This window comes from Curvibacter sp. EU05-FHT14A10, from assembly GCF_058791075.1.
The window spans coordinates 379,644-395,617 of sequence record NZ_JBYTDE010000005.1 but is presented as its reverse complement, the minus strand read 5'-3'; the positions used below and the strand labels follow the sequence as shown (position 1 = coordinate 395,617).

Genomic DNA, 15,974 nt, shown 5'->3' with positions numbered 1-15,974 from the left:
TCTCATGTCCGATATCCAGCGTTATGGCGTGGCCGATGGCACAGGTGGCCAAAAGATGCCGTTTGCACGCGCGGCGCAGGCCGATGGTTGGCTGTTTGTTTCGGGGCAGACCCCGATGCGCGACGGCGAGGTGATCGACGGCGGCATCGTGGCCCAGTCGCACCAGGCCATCCGCAATGTGCTGGCCGTGCTGGCCGAGGCGGGCTACGGCCCTGAGCATGTGGTGCGCTGTGGCGTCTGGCTGGACGATCCGCGCGACTTCGCCTCGTTCAACCGGGTGTTCATGAGCTATTTCGGCGAGCATCCGCCGGCGCGGGCCTGCGTGGTGTCCCCCATGGTCATCGACTGCCGGGTGGAAGTGGACTGCGTGGCCTACCGGCGGCCCACGGCGGCCTGAGCAGGGGTCTGGCGCCATGAGTTCTCATTTTCCGGCGGCTGCGAGCGCCGGGCCCGTCCACATCGTGTCGCTGGGCGAATGCATGATCGAGATCGGAGGGCAGCCCCTGATGCGTCGCTACGGGGGAGACACCCTGAACACGGCGATCTACATGGCGCGGCTGTTGCAGGGCTGGCCTGCCGAGGTGCACTATGCCACCGCGCTGGGCGACGACCCGCTGAGTGACGGGCTGCTGAGCCAGTGGCAGGAAGAGGGCCTGTACACCGAGCGGGTGGCCCGCCTGCCCGGGCGCATGCCCGGCCTGTACCTGATCGAGACCGATGCCCTTGGCGAGCGCCGGTTTTTCTATTGGCGCAACGACAGCGCCGCCCGCCACTATTTCAGTGGCGAGCTTGATTTTGCGACGCTGCTGAACCCGGGCCAGATCGATGTGCTGTACCTGTCGGGCATCACGCTGGCCCTGTTTCCACCGGAGCGGCGCGAAGTCTTGTTCGAAGCCCTGGCTGCCTTCCGGCGCGCCGGCGGTCTGATCTGGTTCGACAACAACTTCCGGCCTGCGCTGTGGCGCGCGGATCAGGCGCGTGAGGCCCATGAGCGCGTGCTGGCCCTGGCCGATGTGGCCTTGCTGACGCTGGACGACGAATCCCTGCTGTATGGGCCTCACCAGGCCCAGCAGACGGTACAACGCAGCCTGGCGCTGGGCTGCCGGGAGGTGGTGGTCAAGCAGGGGGCCCGCCCCTGCTTGATCGCCACCGATGCGGGCCAATGGCATGTGCCGACCCAGCCGGTGGCACGGGTGGTTGACACCAGTGCAGCGGGTGATTCTTTCGCCGCCGGCTATCTGGCGGGGCGCTTGCGAGGGGCCTCGATCCCGGAGGCCGCTGCGCTGGCGCACCGGGTTTCGGGCGCCGTGATCGGCTGGCCCGGGGCCATCATCCCGCGTGAGGCCACGCCGGCGCCCTAGGCTGGGCGAGGTGCAGATCGCCTACTGAGAGCCTGTTCACGATCTCCCACGGGTCGCGCAGCGGTCTTTTCGGGATGGGATGCAAGGCGCGGTGCGCCGTCGATAGCTCGGCTATCGACAAGCGCCGCAACGCCGCAGACCGCCCGAAAAGGCCACTGCCCGAGGGGTTGGTGCGAAATCGGGCACGAACTCGGATGTGTGGCGCCCCAGCTGCTTGCATGGGCACGAGCCCATGCGGCGCACCCGGGCCACCCACTCATCCCGATTGCGCTCCAACGCGGCCCATGCGAGATCGTGAACAGGCTCTTAGAGGTCGATCAGAGGGCATTGGGTGACAAACGGCGTTTTGCAACTAAAATACCGTCATCCGAGGAGCGTTGCAGCGCCCCCAGCACAGCGGGGCGTGAGGCTCGGACCATCTACGCAACGACGCTCATCCACTTCCCGTGCGATGAGTTTTTTTCGCCCCGGCAAGTGGTTTTTTCAAACACGTTTTGGAGCAAACCATGAATGCACGCAACACCCCCGCCCTGAACGCCGATTGCGCGATCACCGACATCGGCCTGGCCGATTGGGGCCGCAAGGAAATCAAGATCGCCGAGACCGAAATGCCCGGCTTGATGGCCATTCGCGAGGAGTTCAAGGCCCAGCAGCCGCTCAAGGGTGCCCGCATCACCGGCTCGCTGCACATGACGATCCAGACCGCGGTGCTGATCGAAACCCTGCAGGCCCTGGGGGCCACCGTGCGCTGGGCATCGTGCAACATCTTCTCGACCCAAGACCACGCTGCTGCGGCGATTGCTGCCTCGGGCACGCCGGTGTTCGCCGTCAAGGGTGAGAGCCTGACTGACTACTGGGATTACACCCACCGCATCTTCGATTTCGGCCCGGCCGGCACCGAAGGCGAAGGTCCCAACATGATCCTGGATGACGGCGGTGATGCCACGCTGCTGATGCACCTGGGCAAGCGCGCCGAGAATGACCTGTCGCTGCTGGCCAACCCGACCAGCGAAGAGGAAACCTGCCTGTTCGCCGCCATCAAGGCCAAGCTGGCCCAAGACCCGACCTGGTACAGCCGCAAGAGCGCCCACATCATCGGCGTGACCGAAGAAACCACCACCGGCGTGCACCGCCTGAAGGAAATGTCGGCCAAGGGCAGCCTGATGTTCCGTGCCATCAACGTGAACGATTCGGTGACCAAGAGCAAGTTCGACAACCTGTACGGCTGCCGCGAGTCGCTGGTGGACGGCATCAAGCGCGCCACCGACGTGATGATCGCGGGCAAGGTGGCCTGCGTGGCCGGCTACGGCGATGTGGGCAAGGGCAGTGCGCAGGCCCTGCGTGCCCTGTCGGCCCAGGTGTGGGTCACTGAAATCGACCCCATCAATGCGTTGCAGGCCGCGATGGAAGGCTACAAGGTCGTGACGATGGACTATGCCGCCGACAAGTGCGACATCTTCGTCACCTGCACCGGCAACAAGCACGTCATCACCCACGACCACATGGCCAAGATGAAGGATCAGGCCATCGTCTGCAACATCGGTCACTTCGACAACGAGATCGACATCGCCTCGGTCGAGAAGTACCAATGGGAAGAGATCAAGCCGCAGGTCGATCACATCATCTTCCCGGACGGCAAGAAGATCATCATGCTGGCCAAGGGGCGCCTCGTGAACCTGGGCTGCGCCACCGGCCACCCCAGCTTCGTGATGAGTTCCAGCTTTGCCAACCAGACCATCGCCCAGATCGAACTCTTCACGCACAGCGATTTCTACGAAAGCGGCAAGGTCTATGTGTTGCCCAAGCACCTCGACGAAAAGGTGGCTCGCCTGCACCTGAAGAAGGTCGGCGCCATGCTGTCCGAGCTGACCGACGAGCAGGCCGCTTACATCGGCGTGCCCAAGCAAGGCCCTTACAAGCCTGATACCTACCGCTATTGATGGGGTTCTGATCGGTCTCCGATCAGTCTGTGACCGGTTTCTGACCGGTCTTTGTCCGAAGCATGTCGCCAGACCCCGGCTCTTGCCTGGGCGGCGGCATCGCCTTGGTCGGGCCCGGCGGGGCGGGCAGGTTCTTGGGCCCAAGGTGTTTCATTTTTAAGGATTTCATGCGAGCTGATCAGTTGTTGGTGGAGCGCGGCCTGGCTGTGTCCCGGTCGCAGGCCTCGCGCCTCATCGCGGCAGGCGTTCAATGGCGCCCCAGCGAGGCCTCGCCTTGGGTGGCGGTGTTGAAGAACGGCCAGGAGTTGCCCGACAGTGCGCTGATCGAACTGGTCGATGCCGCCGAGGCGCGTTACGTGTCACGCGGCGGTCTGAAGCTGGAAGGGGCCCTGCAAGCCACGGGCCTGTCGGTGGCGGACAAGCTGTGCCTGGACGTGGGACAGTCCACCGGTGGCTTCACCGATTGCCTGCTCCAGGCCGGCGCTGCCCATGTGGTGGGCGTGGATGTGGGGCAGGGCCAGTTGTATGAACGCCTGCGTTTCGACGAGCGCGTCACCTGCATCGAGCAGGTCAACGCACGCCACTTGACCACGCTGGAGCTGATGGAGCATTGCGAGGGGCTGGAGAGCCCGCGCGGCCCGTTTGATGGCCAGTTCGATTTCATCACGGGCGACTTGTCTTTCATCTCGCTGACCCTGGTGTTGCCGGCGCTGATGCCCATGTTGGGCGTGGGCGGCGACTTGCTCATGCTGGTCAAGCCGCAGTTCGAGCTGCAACCCGGCCAGGTCGGCAAAGGCGGTATCGTGCGCGAGCCGGCCTTGTTCGGCGTGGTCGAGAAGCGGTTGCGTGATGCCTGCCAGGAACTGGGGCTGCAGGTGCTGGCCTGGTTCGACAGCCCGATCAGCGGCGGCGATGGCAACCGCGAATTCTTCATTCACTCAAGGAGGGCGGCATGAGCGCGTCCATATCCCGCGCAGCAGGCTCGGCTCTGCTGCCCGTCAGTTTCGAGTTCTTCCCACCCAAGACGCCCGAGGGGGCCGCCAAGCTGCGCAACGTGCGCCAGGCGCTCTACAGTCGGCGTCCCGAGTTCTGCTCGGTCACCTACGGCGCGGGTGGTTCCACACAAGAGGGCACCTTCGCCACGGTGCGCGAGATCTTGTCTGAAGGCTGCAGCGCCGCCTCGCACTTCTCGTGCATCGGTGCCACGCGCGCGTCCGTACGCGAGCAGCTCGGCACCCTGAAGGCCATGGGCGTGAAGCGCCTGGTGGCGCTGCGGGGGGATCTGCCCAGTGGCTATGGCGCCGGTGGCGAGTTTCAATACGCCAGCGACCTGGTGGCCTTCATCCGCGCGGAGACCGGGCACGACTTCCACATCGAAGTGGCCGCCTACCCTGAGGTACACCCCCAGGCCCGCTCGCCTGAGGCCGACCTGCAGGCCTATGCCGCCAAGGTGCGCGCCGGTGCCGATTCGGCCATCACCCAATACTTCTACAGCCCCGATGCCTACTTTCGCTTTGTCGAAGACAGCCGCAAGCTGGGCCTGCAAGTGCCGGTGGTGCCGGGCATCATGCCCATCACCAGTTCGACCCAGCTGATGCGCTTTTCGGACGCCTGCGGCGCCGAGATTCCGCGTTGGATCCGGCTGCGCCTGCAAGGTTTTGGCGACGATGTGGAGTCAATCAAGGCTTTTGGCCTGGACGTCGTCACCCGACTGTGCGAGCAACTGCGGCAGGGGGGCGCGCCGGCGCTGCACTTCTACACCATGAACCAGAGTGTCAGTACCCTGGCCTTGCTGGATCGCCTGGGCCTGAAGGCAGATGTGGCCCCTGCGGCACCCTGAACCCATGGCGGTGCCTTGTTGGCTGTGGGTGCTGTGGCTGGTGGTGGCGCTGGTCGCTCACCCCTGGCCTGCCTGGGCCGCCCAACCCGGCTTTGCCGGTGTTGAGTTGCCGCTGGCCGGCCGCCTCGATCAATTGGGCGGTGAAATGGGCCGTGGGGCTGAGAAGGCCGCTGAGGACGAGGAGGAGCCACCCGGTGATCCCTTGAGCACCTTGATGGCGCCTGACGAGGTGTACTTCGAGCGCGGTGGCGCATCGTGGTATGGCATCGAGTTGCACCGCCGCCGCACGGCCAGTGGCGAGCGCTTCAACATGAACGCCATGACCGCGGCACACCGCACCTTGCCCTTCGGCACCCGGGTGTGTGTGCGCAACCTCAACAACGGCAAGGAGGTGCTGGTGCGCATCAATGATCGGGGGCCCCATACCATGGGACGCATCATCGACGTGAGCCGCGCCGCCGCCGTGGCCCTCGACTTGATGGGCGTGGGCATCAAGGAAGTGGCCTTGTCGCTGCCGGTGGTGACCGGCCTGCCCTGCGGCAACTGAGGCCTTGCAGGCTCCCGGTGGAGCGCGGGGTGTCAGCCCCCGCTGTCCAGCGTGAAGCCCGCGCCGCGGTCTTGTCCCATCAGCTCCACCATCTGCGGCAGGGCCTCTTTGAGAATGGCCTTGAGCGTGAACGGCGGGTTGATCAGGAACATGCCGCTGGCCGGCAGTCCGGTGCCGGCCTTGCCGGATTTCACGGTCAGTGTGGCGTGAAGCCAGGCTTTGCCAGCTTTGTTGGCCATGGTCTTCAGGCGCTTGGGCAGATCGTGAGCCTCGGGGCGCGGGATGATCGGGTACCAGACCGCATAGGTGCCGGTGGCAAAACGCTTCAGGCAATCGGCCATCAGATCCTGCACCCGCAGGTAGTCGGTCTTGATCTCGTAGCTGGGATCGCACAGGAGCAGGGCGCGCCGTGCCGGCGGCGGCAGGAACTTCTTCACGCCCTCAAATCCGTCTTCGCGCAGCACTGCCACCTGGCGGCCGGCTTCCAGCTGGGCGATGTTGCCGTCCAGCGAGCGGGCATCCGTGGGGTGCAGCTCAAACACCTTCAGGCGGTCATGGCTGCGCAACAGGCGCTGGATGATGAAGGGCGAGCCCGGGTACACCTTGAGCGAGTTGCCGCTGTTGAAGGAGCGGATCTGGTCCAGATAGCTTTGCAGTGCCGGCGTGAGGGGTTTGGCGGCGGCATCCGCTGCCGGCTTGGCTGGGGGCTGCTTCACAGCCAGGGCTGTGTTTTGGGCCGAGAAGGGGCCGTCGACAAGGCAGCGGATGCCGGTATCGGCTTCTCCGCTGGTGCTGGCGTAATCACCGTCCAGTCTGTAAAGGCCCGCGCCCCCATGGGTGTCGATCACCGTCAGGGCCGCGTCTTTCTCGGTCATGTATTGGAGCGCGGACACCAGCACGGTGTGCTTGAGCACATCGGCGTGGTTGCCCGCATGGAAGGCGTGGCGGTAACTGAACATGGCGCCAATGGTAACGGCCCCGACCCGGAACAGGGGCTTGATCCGCGCCTTCGCACCGGGTATCCGAAAAATCCAAGCTCAAAATTTCGACGATCGGCGCGAAATTTGACCGTTTTAGCCGTTCGTCGGTCAAATTAAGGACAATTGGCGGTGCGAGCATGTTCGTGAATGCCGCAGACCACGCAGGGAGCATGCCGCCCTCTTGTGTGCGGTGTGCGCCTCGCCCAGCCCCTTCCCTGCCATGTCCTCTCCCGTCCTGCCCGAACGCGCCGCTCAGGCACCCAGCCATGCCGACGCCCTGCCGGTGGGGACGCGGCTGGCCGAGTTCGACATCGAGGGGTTGTTGGGCGTCGGTGGTTTTGGGCTGGTCTACAAGGCTTTTGACCGCTCTTTGCAGCGCTCGGTGGCCATCAAGGAGTACCTGCCGGGTGCCCTGGTCGGGCGGGGGCCGGGCCTGTCGGTGGCGCTGCGTTCGCCTCATGAGGCCGCGGCTTTCCAACGCGGGCTGCAGGGTTTTTTGAACGAGGCGCGTTTGCTGGCCTCGTTCGACCACCCGTCGCTGGTCAAGGTGTTCCGCTTCTGGGAGACCCACGGCACGGCCTACATGGTGATGCCGCTGTACCAGGGCATGACCCTGCAGCAGGCGCGCACCCAGATGCGGGGGCCGCCGCCCGAAGCCTGGTTGCGCAAGGTGATCGGAGGGCTGCTGGGGGCTTTGCAGTGCTTGCATGAGCACCAGACCCTGCACCGTGATGTGTCGCCCGACAATATCTTCCTGCAGGACATCGGCCCGCCTGTGCTGCTTGACCTGGGGGCTGCGCGTCGCGCCCTGGCCGGTCGGGGGCATCAGCATACGGCCATCCTCAAGGTGCATTACGCCCCGATCGAGCAGTATGCAGACACCGAAGACATGCAACCCGGGCCCTGGTCCGACCTGTATTCTCTGGCGGCCGTGGTGTATGACTGCCTGTGTGGCCAGGCGCCGACGCCGGCCACCTTCCGCATCATCAAGGACCGCATGCAGCCCTTCCACGAAGTGGCCCGCGTGTTGACCACCGAATTCGGTCTGCGCTATTCGGCCCCTTTTCTGGACGGCTTGGGGCAGGCGCTCGAAATCAGACCCGAGCGGCGACCTGCCAGCACCCGAGTCCTGGCGGAGTGCATGCAACTGAGGCCTGATGACGAGAACCTGAGCCGTTTTGACTGGCGCGCCGAACTCGGCGACCTTTGGCTGCCTGCGGCCCAGGCCCATGGCGTGTCGGCGCGAACCGAGCCCGATGCGGCCACCCAGCCGTGGCCCGAGCGGGGGGCGGAAATCGAGGCGACGGTGGACCTGGAGAGCGCCTCGCCAGGCCTTCGCCGCGCCGCTGTGCCCGAGCAAGGAGCCGTCGTCGGCGCACCCGTGTGGTCTGATGCGACGGTGGATTTGTCGCTGGCGTCAGAGCCCAAGGCCGATGCTCGGCCAACAGGTGTTCGGTCGGCGCGCCTGGTTTGGGCGCTGATGGTCGTGGCCTTGATGCTGGTCGGTGGGGTCGGCTGGCGCTGGTGGCAAAACCCGGCCCGAGCGACGGAAGCCATCTTCACTGAGACTGCACCGAAGCAGACAGCTCAAGCGGTGTTACCCGCGCCAGAGGCCGTGCCGCCTCCGGTGCCGGTGCCGGCGCCTGCCGCCGCGCCGGTGCCACAGGCACCAGCTCGAGCGACCCCGGCCCCGGCCCCCTCCATTCCGCAAGCCGTGGCACGTCATCGGCGTCCCGACCCCATCCCGCGACCGGCGGCCAGTGCCGCCGCGCCTCCTCCGGCCGACGTTGCAGGTGATAAAAATCACCAAAATGGTGCGGCGTTGTGTGCTGACGTGGGTATTTTACTGCGCACGCTGTGCATGCACCGCGAATGTGCCAAGCCACAGAACACCGAGACCCAGGCCTGCGTGGACTATCGCCGTGGCATGCAAGAGCGTGCGCGGCGCCCTGACACGCTGTAGCGCCGCCTGCCGGCGGTCGTTCGGGACCTGAAGCGGGCCCGAACTTGGATACAGTTCCTAGCTGAAAGCCGTTCAAGTGGGTGTAACGGTTTTCATATGGTCACTATCTGACCTTCAGGATGGCCCGCCAATTGCTTGTCACTAAATTGAAACGGTCTGTTTCATTCGTGTGCTGACAACGGAGTGTCAACAGACCTCATCCCTGGGATTGCGATCGTCAGGTGGCCCAGGCAGGCCACCGAGCGGGGGAGCATGGAGCCGCTGCGGTCGCTCGGGGATGCCCGGCTTGCACCGGGTCTGTTTGATTTTCATGGCGTGCTGTTTTTTAAACCTCTGGAGAAAAACTTGAAAAAATCTCTTCTGTCGATGTTGGCGCTGGCGGCTGTGGCCGGTGGCGCGCAGGCGCAAAGCTCGGTTCAGGTCATGGGCCTGATGGACGGCTTTGCAGGTTCCATCCGCATGGCTGGTGATTCTGCTGCCACCAAGCAGGTGGGCAGTGGTGGCATGACCACCTCATGGGTCGGTTTCAAGGGCACCGAGGACCTGGGCGGTGGCCTCAAGGCCAACTTTGCGCTGACCTCTTTCATGCGCATCAACTCGGGCACCCCGGGCCGTTTCTCGGGCGACAACTTCTTCTCGCGTGACGCCAACCTGGGCCTGTCGGGCGATTTTGGTGCCGTCACCATTGGTCGCGGTCTGGCGCCCAACTTCCTGCCCACCGTCATCTTCAACCCCTTCGGTGATTCCTTCACCTTCTCGCCGCTGGTGTTGCACGCCAACGTGGGCTTGTTCAATGGCACGGGCTGGACGGCCACCACGCCGTCGGACACGGGTTGGTCCAACGAAATCATCTACAGCACACCCAAGTTCGGTGGTCTGTCGGGCAATGTGCACTACCAGTTCAGCAACCTGGCTGACACGGGTGGCAACTCGGGCAAGAAGAACGTCGGCGCCAACGCCCTGTACTTCAACGGCCCTCTGGCTCTGACCGCCTTCTACGAACGTGATCAGCTGACCAATCCCACCGTCACCACCTTCTCTCCGCTCAACACCAAGACCGATTGGATGCTGGGTGGCTCGTATGACTTCTCGGTGGCCAAGGCCTTCCTGACCTATGGCCAGGCCAACAATGACCTGACCCCCAAGGCCAAGACGACCTCCATCGGCGCTTCCGCTCCGGTGGGTGCCGGCAAGTTCCTGGCGGCCTATGCGCAGACCAAGATCGACGGTGGCGCATCGCGCAAGACCGCCAGCTTTGGCTACGACTACTTCCTGTCCAAGCGCACTGACGTCTATGCGGTGTACATGAACGACAAGATCACCGCCAAGTCGACTGGCAACAGCTTCGGCGTCGGTATCCGTCATTCTTTCTGATGGTTTGAGCGAGCGAGTTTCTTCCAAATTCAACGCAGCCTCCGGGCTGCGTTTTTTTATGGGGTGCTCAGGCTGCCCGAATCACTCACCAGCCGGAATGCCCGGCCTGGCCCCGGCAGCGGCTCCAGTTGCCAGCGGCGTTGATGAAAAGCGGCCAGCGCCGGCCGGTGCGCGATCGACACCAGGCCCCCGCCCCGCTTTTGGGTGAGTGCGCGCAGGCGTTGATAGATCAGCCCTTCGCTGGCCTCGTCCAGGGCGCTGGTGGCCTCGTCGGCCATCACCCAGGCGGGCTGTTTCAGGAAGACCCGGGCCAGGGCCAGCCGCTGTTGCTCGCCGCCGGAGAGTTTCTGTCCCCAGGCGTCTTCCTGCTCCAGGGCCTCTTTCAGGTGCGGCAACAGGGCCTGCTCCAGGGCCTCATGCAGTTGGGCGTCGTCGTACCGGCTGGGCGATTCGGGGTAGGCCAGGGCTTCGCGCAGGCGACCGTTGGGCAGATAGGGCTTCTGGGGGATGAACATCACATCCGCCGGCTGGGTGATCGAGCCCTGGGCATAAGGCCACAAACCGGCCAGAGCGCGGAACAGCGAGGACTTGCCGCTGCCCGAAGGGCCCTGAATCAGCACCTGTTCGCCGCCCGAGATCCGGGCTGAACTGGGGGCCAGCAGCGGGGTCCCGTCAGGCAAGGACAGGCTCAGTTGGTCGATGCGCAGCGCATCGCCGGGGTGGGTGTTCAGCCCGTCAGGAGAGGCTTGCAGGGCATTCAGATTTTCTTCAAAGCTGGCCAGGCGTTCGGTGGTGGCGCGCCACCCGGCCAGGGCGTCGTAGTTGTCGACCAGCCAACTCAGTGAGCCCTGAACCCGGTCAAAGGCCGAGGCGATCTGCATCAACTCGCCCAACTGGATGGCGCCGCTGAAGAAACGCGGCGCTGCCACGATGAAGGGAAACACCATGGCGGCCTGGCCGAAGAAGGTGGTGAACCAGATCAGGCGTTTCTGGGCCCGCATCAGGTCCAGGGTGTTGCGCAGAACGTGCGAGAAGCGCAGGTCCAGTTGCTGGTTTTCGACCGCGGCGCCCCGGTCCAGTGCGATGGATTCGCTGTACTCTCGCACCCGCCCCATGTGGCTGCGGAAGTCGGCCTCCAGCTTTTGTTGCCCGAAGTTCAAGGCGATCAGGGGTCGGCCGATGTAGTGGGTGGCGACGCTGCCGGCCACGCAATAGAGCACGGCCATCCAGACCATGAAGCCCGGGATGCTGTAGTCGCTGCCCTGCCAAGAGAACCCGAAACTGCCCGACAGCCCCCACAGAATGCCCACAAAGCTGGCCAGCGTGACCACCGCATTGAGCAGGCCCATGCTGAGCGAGATCGACGCCGAGGTGAACAGGTTGACGTCCTCCTGGATGCGCTGATCGGGGTTGTCGGGCGAGGCGGCCCCTTGGGCCTGGGCGCGGGCAAAGCGGCTCAGTTCCAGGCGGTAGAACAGGTGCTGGCTGAGCCAGCGCTGCAGGTAATGCCGCGTCATCCAGCGGCGCCACTGCAGTTCCAGCCATTGGGTGAGGTAGAACTTGTAGACCGCGATGACGATGTACACCGCCGCCAGCAAGGCAAAACGCCCCAGTTGCTGCCAGAACACGTCGGCCTGCTTGTTCTGCAGCGCGTCGTAGAAGACCCGGTTCCAGTCGTTGATCAGCACCAGCATGTACACGGCGGCCAGGTTCAGGCCCACGATCGCCGCCAGCAGGCCGCGTGCCTTCCAGCGCTCCTCAGACTTGAAATACGGCAGGGACAGGGCCCAGACACGGGCAGTGACGGTACTGAAAGACTTCAGTTGCTGGAGGAACATGGGGCTGATCTGTGCAGAGCGGGGCAGAACCGGCTTGGGGAGGGGGTCAGGGCTTGGCGGCGTTGGCGTCGGCCTTGCTGCTGGCTTCTGCCTTGTCCTTTTGGGCGCGGACTTCGCGCGCATAGGCTCGGATCTCCTCGAAACTCACCTTGCCATCGTGGTTGGCGTCGGCGGCGTCAAAGGCCTTGGACAGCTTGGGGAACAGGGCCACTTCGCCGCGCGACAGGTAGCCGTCACCATTGAAGTCGAGCATGCGGAACTGGCGTGCCGCCAGGGCTTCGCCCTCGCTGGGCTGTTCGTCCGAGGGCTGGGCTGTGGCGCCCGGGGTGGTTTCAGCGCTGGCGCCCAGCGGGCCCAGGCACAACAACAAGCCCAGGCAAGCGGGGGCCCAGGGGGTTTTCAAAGCTGCGGCCAAAGCGCGCAAACGGTCAGTAGAGCTCATGCTGATCCTTTCGTCGGGGACAGATGGTGGCACAGGGCCAAGACTTCAACGCCTGAGGGCAGGCCCTGGCGGGCAGTTTTTCGCAGTGTTACGCTGCCTTTACAAAGGCTTCACCGCAGAGGGGGGCGTTGCTCAGGCCGCGGGCGGTGGGTTGGAGACCCCGCTGTTGACATGGCCTGCGGGCACATGGCGGGCCGCCGAGTTGACGTGGCCGGTCTGGTCATCAAAGAAGAAGTCGGGCTCGAACTCGCGCAGAAAGCCGCCTTTTTCGAGCCCACCCAGGAACATGGCCTCGTCCACCGCGATGTTCCAGTCCATCAGCGTGCGGATCGCGCGCTCGTGGGCTGGGGCGCTGCGGGCTGTGACCAGGGCCGTGCGGATGCGCATGTGGGCTGTGCCCGCCTGCTGCAGGTGATGCAGTGCGGCCAGCAGGGGCTTGAACGGGCCATCGGGCAGCGGGTGGCCGGCCTTGCTGCGTTCGTGCTGTTGAAAGGCATCCAGCCCCTGGCTCTGGTAGACGCGTTCGGCCTCGTCCGAGAACAGCACTGCGTCGCCGTCGAAGGCGATGCGCACCTCGCTCGGGTGGCTGTTGCTGGCCTGCACCGACTCGGTCAGCACCCGCGCCGCCGGGAAGCCCATGGCCAGCGCCTGGCGCACATCGCTCTCGTTGGCCGACAGGAACAGGTGCGCCCCCAAGGGCCGAAGGTAGCGGAACGGATCACGCCCCTGGGTGAACACCCCGCGCTGCATCGGGATGCCCCCGGCCTGTGCCGAGCGGAAGATCCGCATGCCGCTGACCGGGTCATTGCGCGACAGCATCACCACCTCGACCAACTGGTGCCCCGGTTGGTTGAAGGCCAGCAGCTTCTGCACCAGCGAAAACGCGACCCCCGGCCGGGCGGGCAGCTCCAGCCGCTCCAGCTGCAGCCGCATGTAGGCCTGGTCATCGCCCTGCTCAAAAATCCGGTTCTCTTCCTCGAAGTCGAACAGCGCCCGTGACGAAATCGCCACCACCAATTGCCCTTCCAGTGAAACCGGCATACCGAATCCTCACTTCACGAATTGGTTGAGCTGGATGATAGGCATCAGCACGGCCAGCACGATCAGCATCACCATCAGGCCCATGCCCACGATCAGCAAGGGCTCGAGGATGGTGGCCAGTTGCATGGCACGGCGCTGCACTTCGGTCGAAAGCTGCACCGCGGCGCGTTGCAACATCACCGGCAGCTGCCCGGTCTGCTCGCCCAGCCGGGCAAACATGGCCACCAGACCCGGAAAGCGCTTTTTCTGCGCCAGGGCCGAGCCCAGGGGCGCCCCTTCGCGCACCAGCACCAGGGCGTCCAGGGCGTCGGCCCGCATGGCGCGGTTGGACACGGTCTCGGCGGCGGCCTGCAAGGCACGCAGGATGGGCACGCCAGCGGCGGCCAGCATGGCCAAGGTGCTGGCAAAGCGCGCCGCGTTGTAGCCGCGGCTGAGCTTGCCCACCAGGGGCAGGCCCAGCCAGGCGGCATCAAAGCGCAGGCGCCAGGCATCGATCGTGAGCAGGTAACGCGTCAGCCCGCCCAGCAACACCAGCATCAGTCCGATCAGCCAGCCCCAGTGGCGCACCAGCTCGCTCACCCCCAGCATGATCTGGGTCAGCAAGGGCAGGGCGCGCTTGGTGCCGGCAAACACATTGGCCACCTGCGGCACCACATAGCCCACCAGGAACAGCACGATGACCACCGCTACACAGGTGACGATGGCCGGGTACAGGGCCGCGCCGATCAGCTTGCCGCGCAGGGCCTGGCGTTCTTCCAGGTCGTCGGCCAGCCGTTCCAGCACCATGCCCAGATGGCCGCTTTGCTCGCCGGCCGCGATCACGGCGGTGAAGATGTCCGAGAACTCGCCCGGGTGCTGCGCCAGGGCGCGGGCGAACGAGGCGCCGGCATTGACCTCGGCGCGCAGGCTGGCCACCAGGTGGTGTTGTGACTCGCTGTCGGCCTCGTCGGCCATCGCGGTCAGGGCCCGCTCCAGCGGCAGGCCCGAGCTGACCAGGCCGGCCAGCTGGCGCGTCCAGATGGCCAGGGTGGTGGCGCTGAACACGCGTTGGCCGAACAGGCCGCGGCGGTGCACGCCGTCGGCATCGGCCTGGCTGCCCTTGACGGGCTCGACCGACAGCGGCACCAGCGATTGGGCGCGCAGCTGGCTGCGGGCGGCACGGGCCGTGTCGGCCTCGATCACGCCTTTGCGGGGCTGGCCTTGGGGGTCGACGGCTTCGAAGGAATAGGCGGGCATGGGCGGAGGTCCTGCTCAACTCAATCCCGTGTCACCCGCAACACCTCTTCGCGCGAGGTGATGCCGGCGGCGATCAGGCGTTCGCCGTCGTCGCGCATCAGCGTCATGCCCGAGGCCAGGGCGCTGGCGCGGATGTCGGCTTCGGCCGCCTGGCCGTGGATCTGGGCGCGGATGGCCTCGTCGGTCACCAGCAGTTCGAACACGCCGGTGCGGCCGGCATAGCCGGTGTGGCCGCAGTGCTCGCAGCCGGCGCCATGGCAGTGGCTGCAGTACTTGCGCACCAGGCGCTGGGCCAGCACGCCCAGCAGCGAGGACGACAGCAGGAAGGGCTCGACCCCCATGTCGGTCAGGCGGGTGATGGCGCTGGCGGCGTCGTTGGTGTGCAGGGTGGCCAGCACCAGGTGGCCCGTGAGTGAGGCCTGGATGGCGATCTGGGCGGTTTCGAAGTCGCGGATTTCGCCGATCATGATCACGTCCGGGTCTTGCCGCAGGATGGCACGCAAGGCCTTGGCAAAGGTCAGGTCGATCTTGGCGTTGACCTGGGTCTGGCCCACGCCGGCCAGTTCGTACTCGATGGGGTCTTCCACCGTCATGATGTTGCTCTGCGTGGCGTCCAGGCGCTGCAGGCCGGCGTACAGCGTGGTGGTCTTGCCCGAACCCGTGGGCCCGGTGACCAGGATGATGCCGTGCGGCTGGCCGATCAGCTTCTCGAAGCGCGCCAGAACTTCGCCCTGCATGCCCACGGATTCGAGGCTGAGCTTGCTTTCACTCTTGTCGAGCAGACGCAGCACGGCGCGCTCGCCGTGCGCGCTGGGCAGGGTGGACACGCGCACGTCGATGGCGCGGGTGCCCAGGCGCAGGCTGATGCGGCCGTCTTGCGGCAGGCGTTTTTCCGAGATGTCGAGGTCGGCCATGATCTTCAGGCGTGAGATCAGGGCGGCGTGCAGCGCCCGGTTGGGCGTGACCACCTCGCGCAGCGTGCCGTCCACCCGGAAGCGCACGCTGGAGTGGCGCTCGTAGGGCTCGATGTGGATGTCGCTGGCGCCGTCACGCGCGGCCTGGGTCAGCAAGGCATTGAGCATGCGGATGATGGGGGCGTCGTCTGAGGTCTCCAGCAGGTCTTCCACCGCAGGCAGCTCTTGCATGATGCGCGACAGGTCGGCATCGGACTCCACCTCGCTGACCACGCTGGCCGCACTCGATTCGCCTTGGGCATAGGCTGCCGAGATGCGCTGGGCCAGCGCGTGGGCCTCCAGTGGCTGCAGGGCGTGCACGGCATGGCGCCGCATGACCTCGGTGCAGGCGGCCTCATCGGAGTTGCCGGAGCGCACCAGGGTGCAGCGTTGGCCGTCGTCCTCCAGCAGCAATTGGAAGGTGCGCGCAAAGGCGTAGGGCAAGGGGTAGCGCATGGC

14 protein-coding genes and 1 riboswitch are annotated in these 15,974 nt (G+C 65.5%); of the genes, 8 read left to right on the top strand and 6 right to left on the bottom strand.

The window, feature by feature from the left end:
- The first annotated feature begins 13 nt into the window (after nt 1-13).
- The 6 genes from AC3WUT_RS12520 (at nt 14) to AC3WUT_RS12495 (ending at nt 5,688) form a co-directional block, all read left to right on the top strand.
- Nucleotides 14-397, top strand: coding sequence for a RidA family protein (locus AC3WUT_RS12520; protein ID WP_492347447.1), 384 nt, complete (start codon nt 14-16; stop codon nt 395-397).
- Between the two features lie 16 nt (nt 398-413).
- Complete coding sequence (locus AC3WUT_RS12515) at nt 414-1,361, top strand: sugar kinase (RefSeq protein ID WP_492347392.1); 948 nt, start codon at nt 414-416, stop codon at nt 1,359-1,361.
- A 363-nt stretch (nt 1,362-1,724) separates the two neighbouring features.
- Nucleotides 1,725-1,803: riboswitch (S-adenosyl-L-homocysteine riboswitch) on the top strand.
- A 64-nt stretch (nt 1,804-1,867) separates the two neighbouring features.
- Nucleotides 1,868-3,301 (top strand): adenosylhomocysteinase, encoded by a 1,434-nt coding sequence (ahcY, locus tag AC3WUT_RS12510; protein WP_492347391.1) that lies wholly within the window; start codon nt 1,868-1,870, stop codon nt 3,299-3,301.
- A gap of 167 nt (nt 3,302-3,468) precedes the next feature.
- The gene (locus tag AC3WUT_RS12505; RefSeq protein ID WP_492347390.1) at nt 3,469-4,257 is read left to right on the top strand and encodes a TlyA family RNA methyltransferase; all 789 of its coding nucleotides are present in this window, start codon (nt 3,469-3,471) and stop codon (nt 4,255-4,257) included.
- On the top strand, nt 4,254-5,141 hold the full coding sequence (gene metF / locus AC3WUT_RS12500) for a methylenetetrahydrofolate reductase [NAD(P)H] (RefSeq protein ID WP_492347389.1): 888 nt from the start codon (nt 4,254-4,256) through the stop codon (nt 5,139-5,141). Before AC3WUT_RS12505 ends, metF begins: the two co-directional genes overlap by 4 nt.
- Before the next feature lie 4 nt (nt 5,142-5,145).
- Nucleotides 5,146-5,688 (top strand): septal ring lytic transglycosylase RlpA family protein, encoded by a 543-nt coding sequence (locus AC3WUT_RS12495; RefSeq protein WP_492347388.1) that lies wholly within the window; start codon nt 5,146-5,148, stop codon nt 5,686-5,688.
- A gap of 32 nt (nt 5,689-5,720) precedes the next feature.
- On the opposite strand, the gene AC3WUT_RS12490 is transcribed toward AC3WUT_RS12495, so the two are convergent.
- A complete protein-coding gene (locus tag AC3WUT_RS12490; protein WP_492347387.1) occupies nt 5,721-6,647 on the bottom strand; it encodes a 23S rRNA (adenine(2030)-N(6))-methyltransferase RlmJ in 927 nt (308 codons plus the stop codon).
- A 241-nt stretch (nt 6,648-6,888) separates the two neighbouring features.
- Here AC3WUT_RS12490 and AC3WUT_RS12485 point away from each other — a divergent pair, with 241 nt between their 5' ends.
- Together AC3WUT_RS12485 and AC3WUT_RS12480 are read left to right on the top strand one after the other, a co-directional pair.
- On the top strand, nt 6,889-8,631 hold the full coding sequence (locus AC3WUT_RS12485) for a serine/threonine protein kinase (protein WP_492347386.1): 1,743 nt from the start codon (nt 6,889-6,891) through the stop codon (nt 8,629-8,631).
- Between the two features lie 345 nt (nt 8,632-8,976).
- Complete coding sequence (locus AC3WUT_RS12480) at nt 8,977-10,005, top strand: porin (RefSeq protein ID WP_492347385.1); 1,029 nt, start codon at nt 8,977-8,979, stop codon at nt 10,003-10,005.
- A 56-nt stretch (nt 10,006-10,061) separates the two neighbouring features.
- On the opposite strand, the gene AC3WUT_RS12475 is transcribed toward AC3WUT_RS12480, so the two are convergent.
- The 5 genes from AC3WUT_RS12475 to AC3WUT_RS12455 all read right to left on the bottom strand — a co-directional run bounded on the left by AC3WUT_RS12475 (nt 10,062) and on the right by AC3WUT_RS12455 (nt 15,971).
- Nucleotides 10,062-11,843 (bottom strand): ABC transporter ATP-binding protein/permease, encoded by a 1,782-nt coding sequence (locus AC3WUT_RS12475; RefSeq protein ID WP_492347384.1) that lies wholly within the window; start codon nt 11,841-11,843, stop codon nt 10,062-10,064.
- 46 nt (nt 11,844-11,889) lie between these two features.
- Nucleotides 11,890-12,285: an EF-hand domain-containing protein gene (locus tag AC3WUT_RS12470; RefSeq protein ID WP_492347383.1), complete on the bottom strand. Its 396-nt coding sequence runs from the start codon at nt 12,283-12,285 to the stop codon at nt 11,890-11,892.
- A 132-nt stretch (nt 12,286-12,417) separates the two neighbouring features.
- Nucleotides 12,418-13,326: a 5'-nucleotidase gene (locus AC3WUT_RS12465; protein ID WP_492347382.1), complete on the bottom strand. Its 909-nt coding sequence runs from the start codon at nt 13,324-13,326 to the stop codon at nt 12,418-12,420.
- Between the two features lie 9 nt (nt 13,327-13,335).
- On the bottom strand, nt 13,336-14,562 hold the full coding sequence (gspF, locus tag AC3WUT_RS12460; RefSeq protein WP_492347381.1) for a type II secretion system inner membrane protein GspF: 1,227 nt from the start codon (nt 14,560-14,562) through the stop codon (nt 13,336-13,338).
- A 20-nt stretch (nt 14,563-14,582) separates the two neighbouring features.
- Nucleotides 14,583-15,971, bottom strand: coding sequence for a GspE/PulE family protein (locus AC3WUT_RS12455; RefSeq protein WP_492347380.1), 1,389 nt, complete (start codon nt 15,969-15,971; stop codon nt 14,583-14,585).
- Nucleotides 15,972-15,974: the final 3 nt, after the last annotated feature.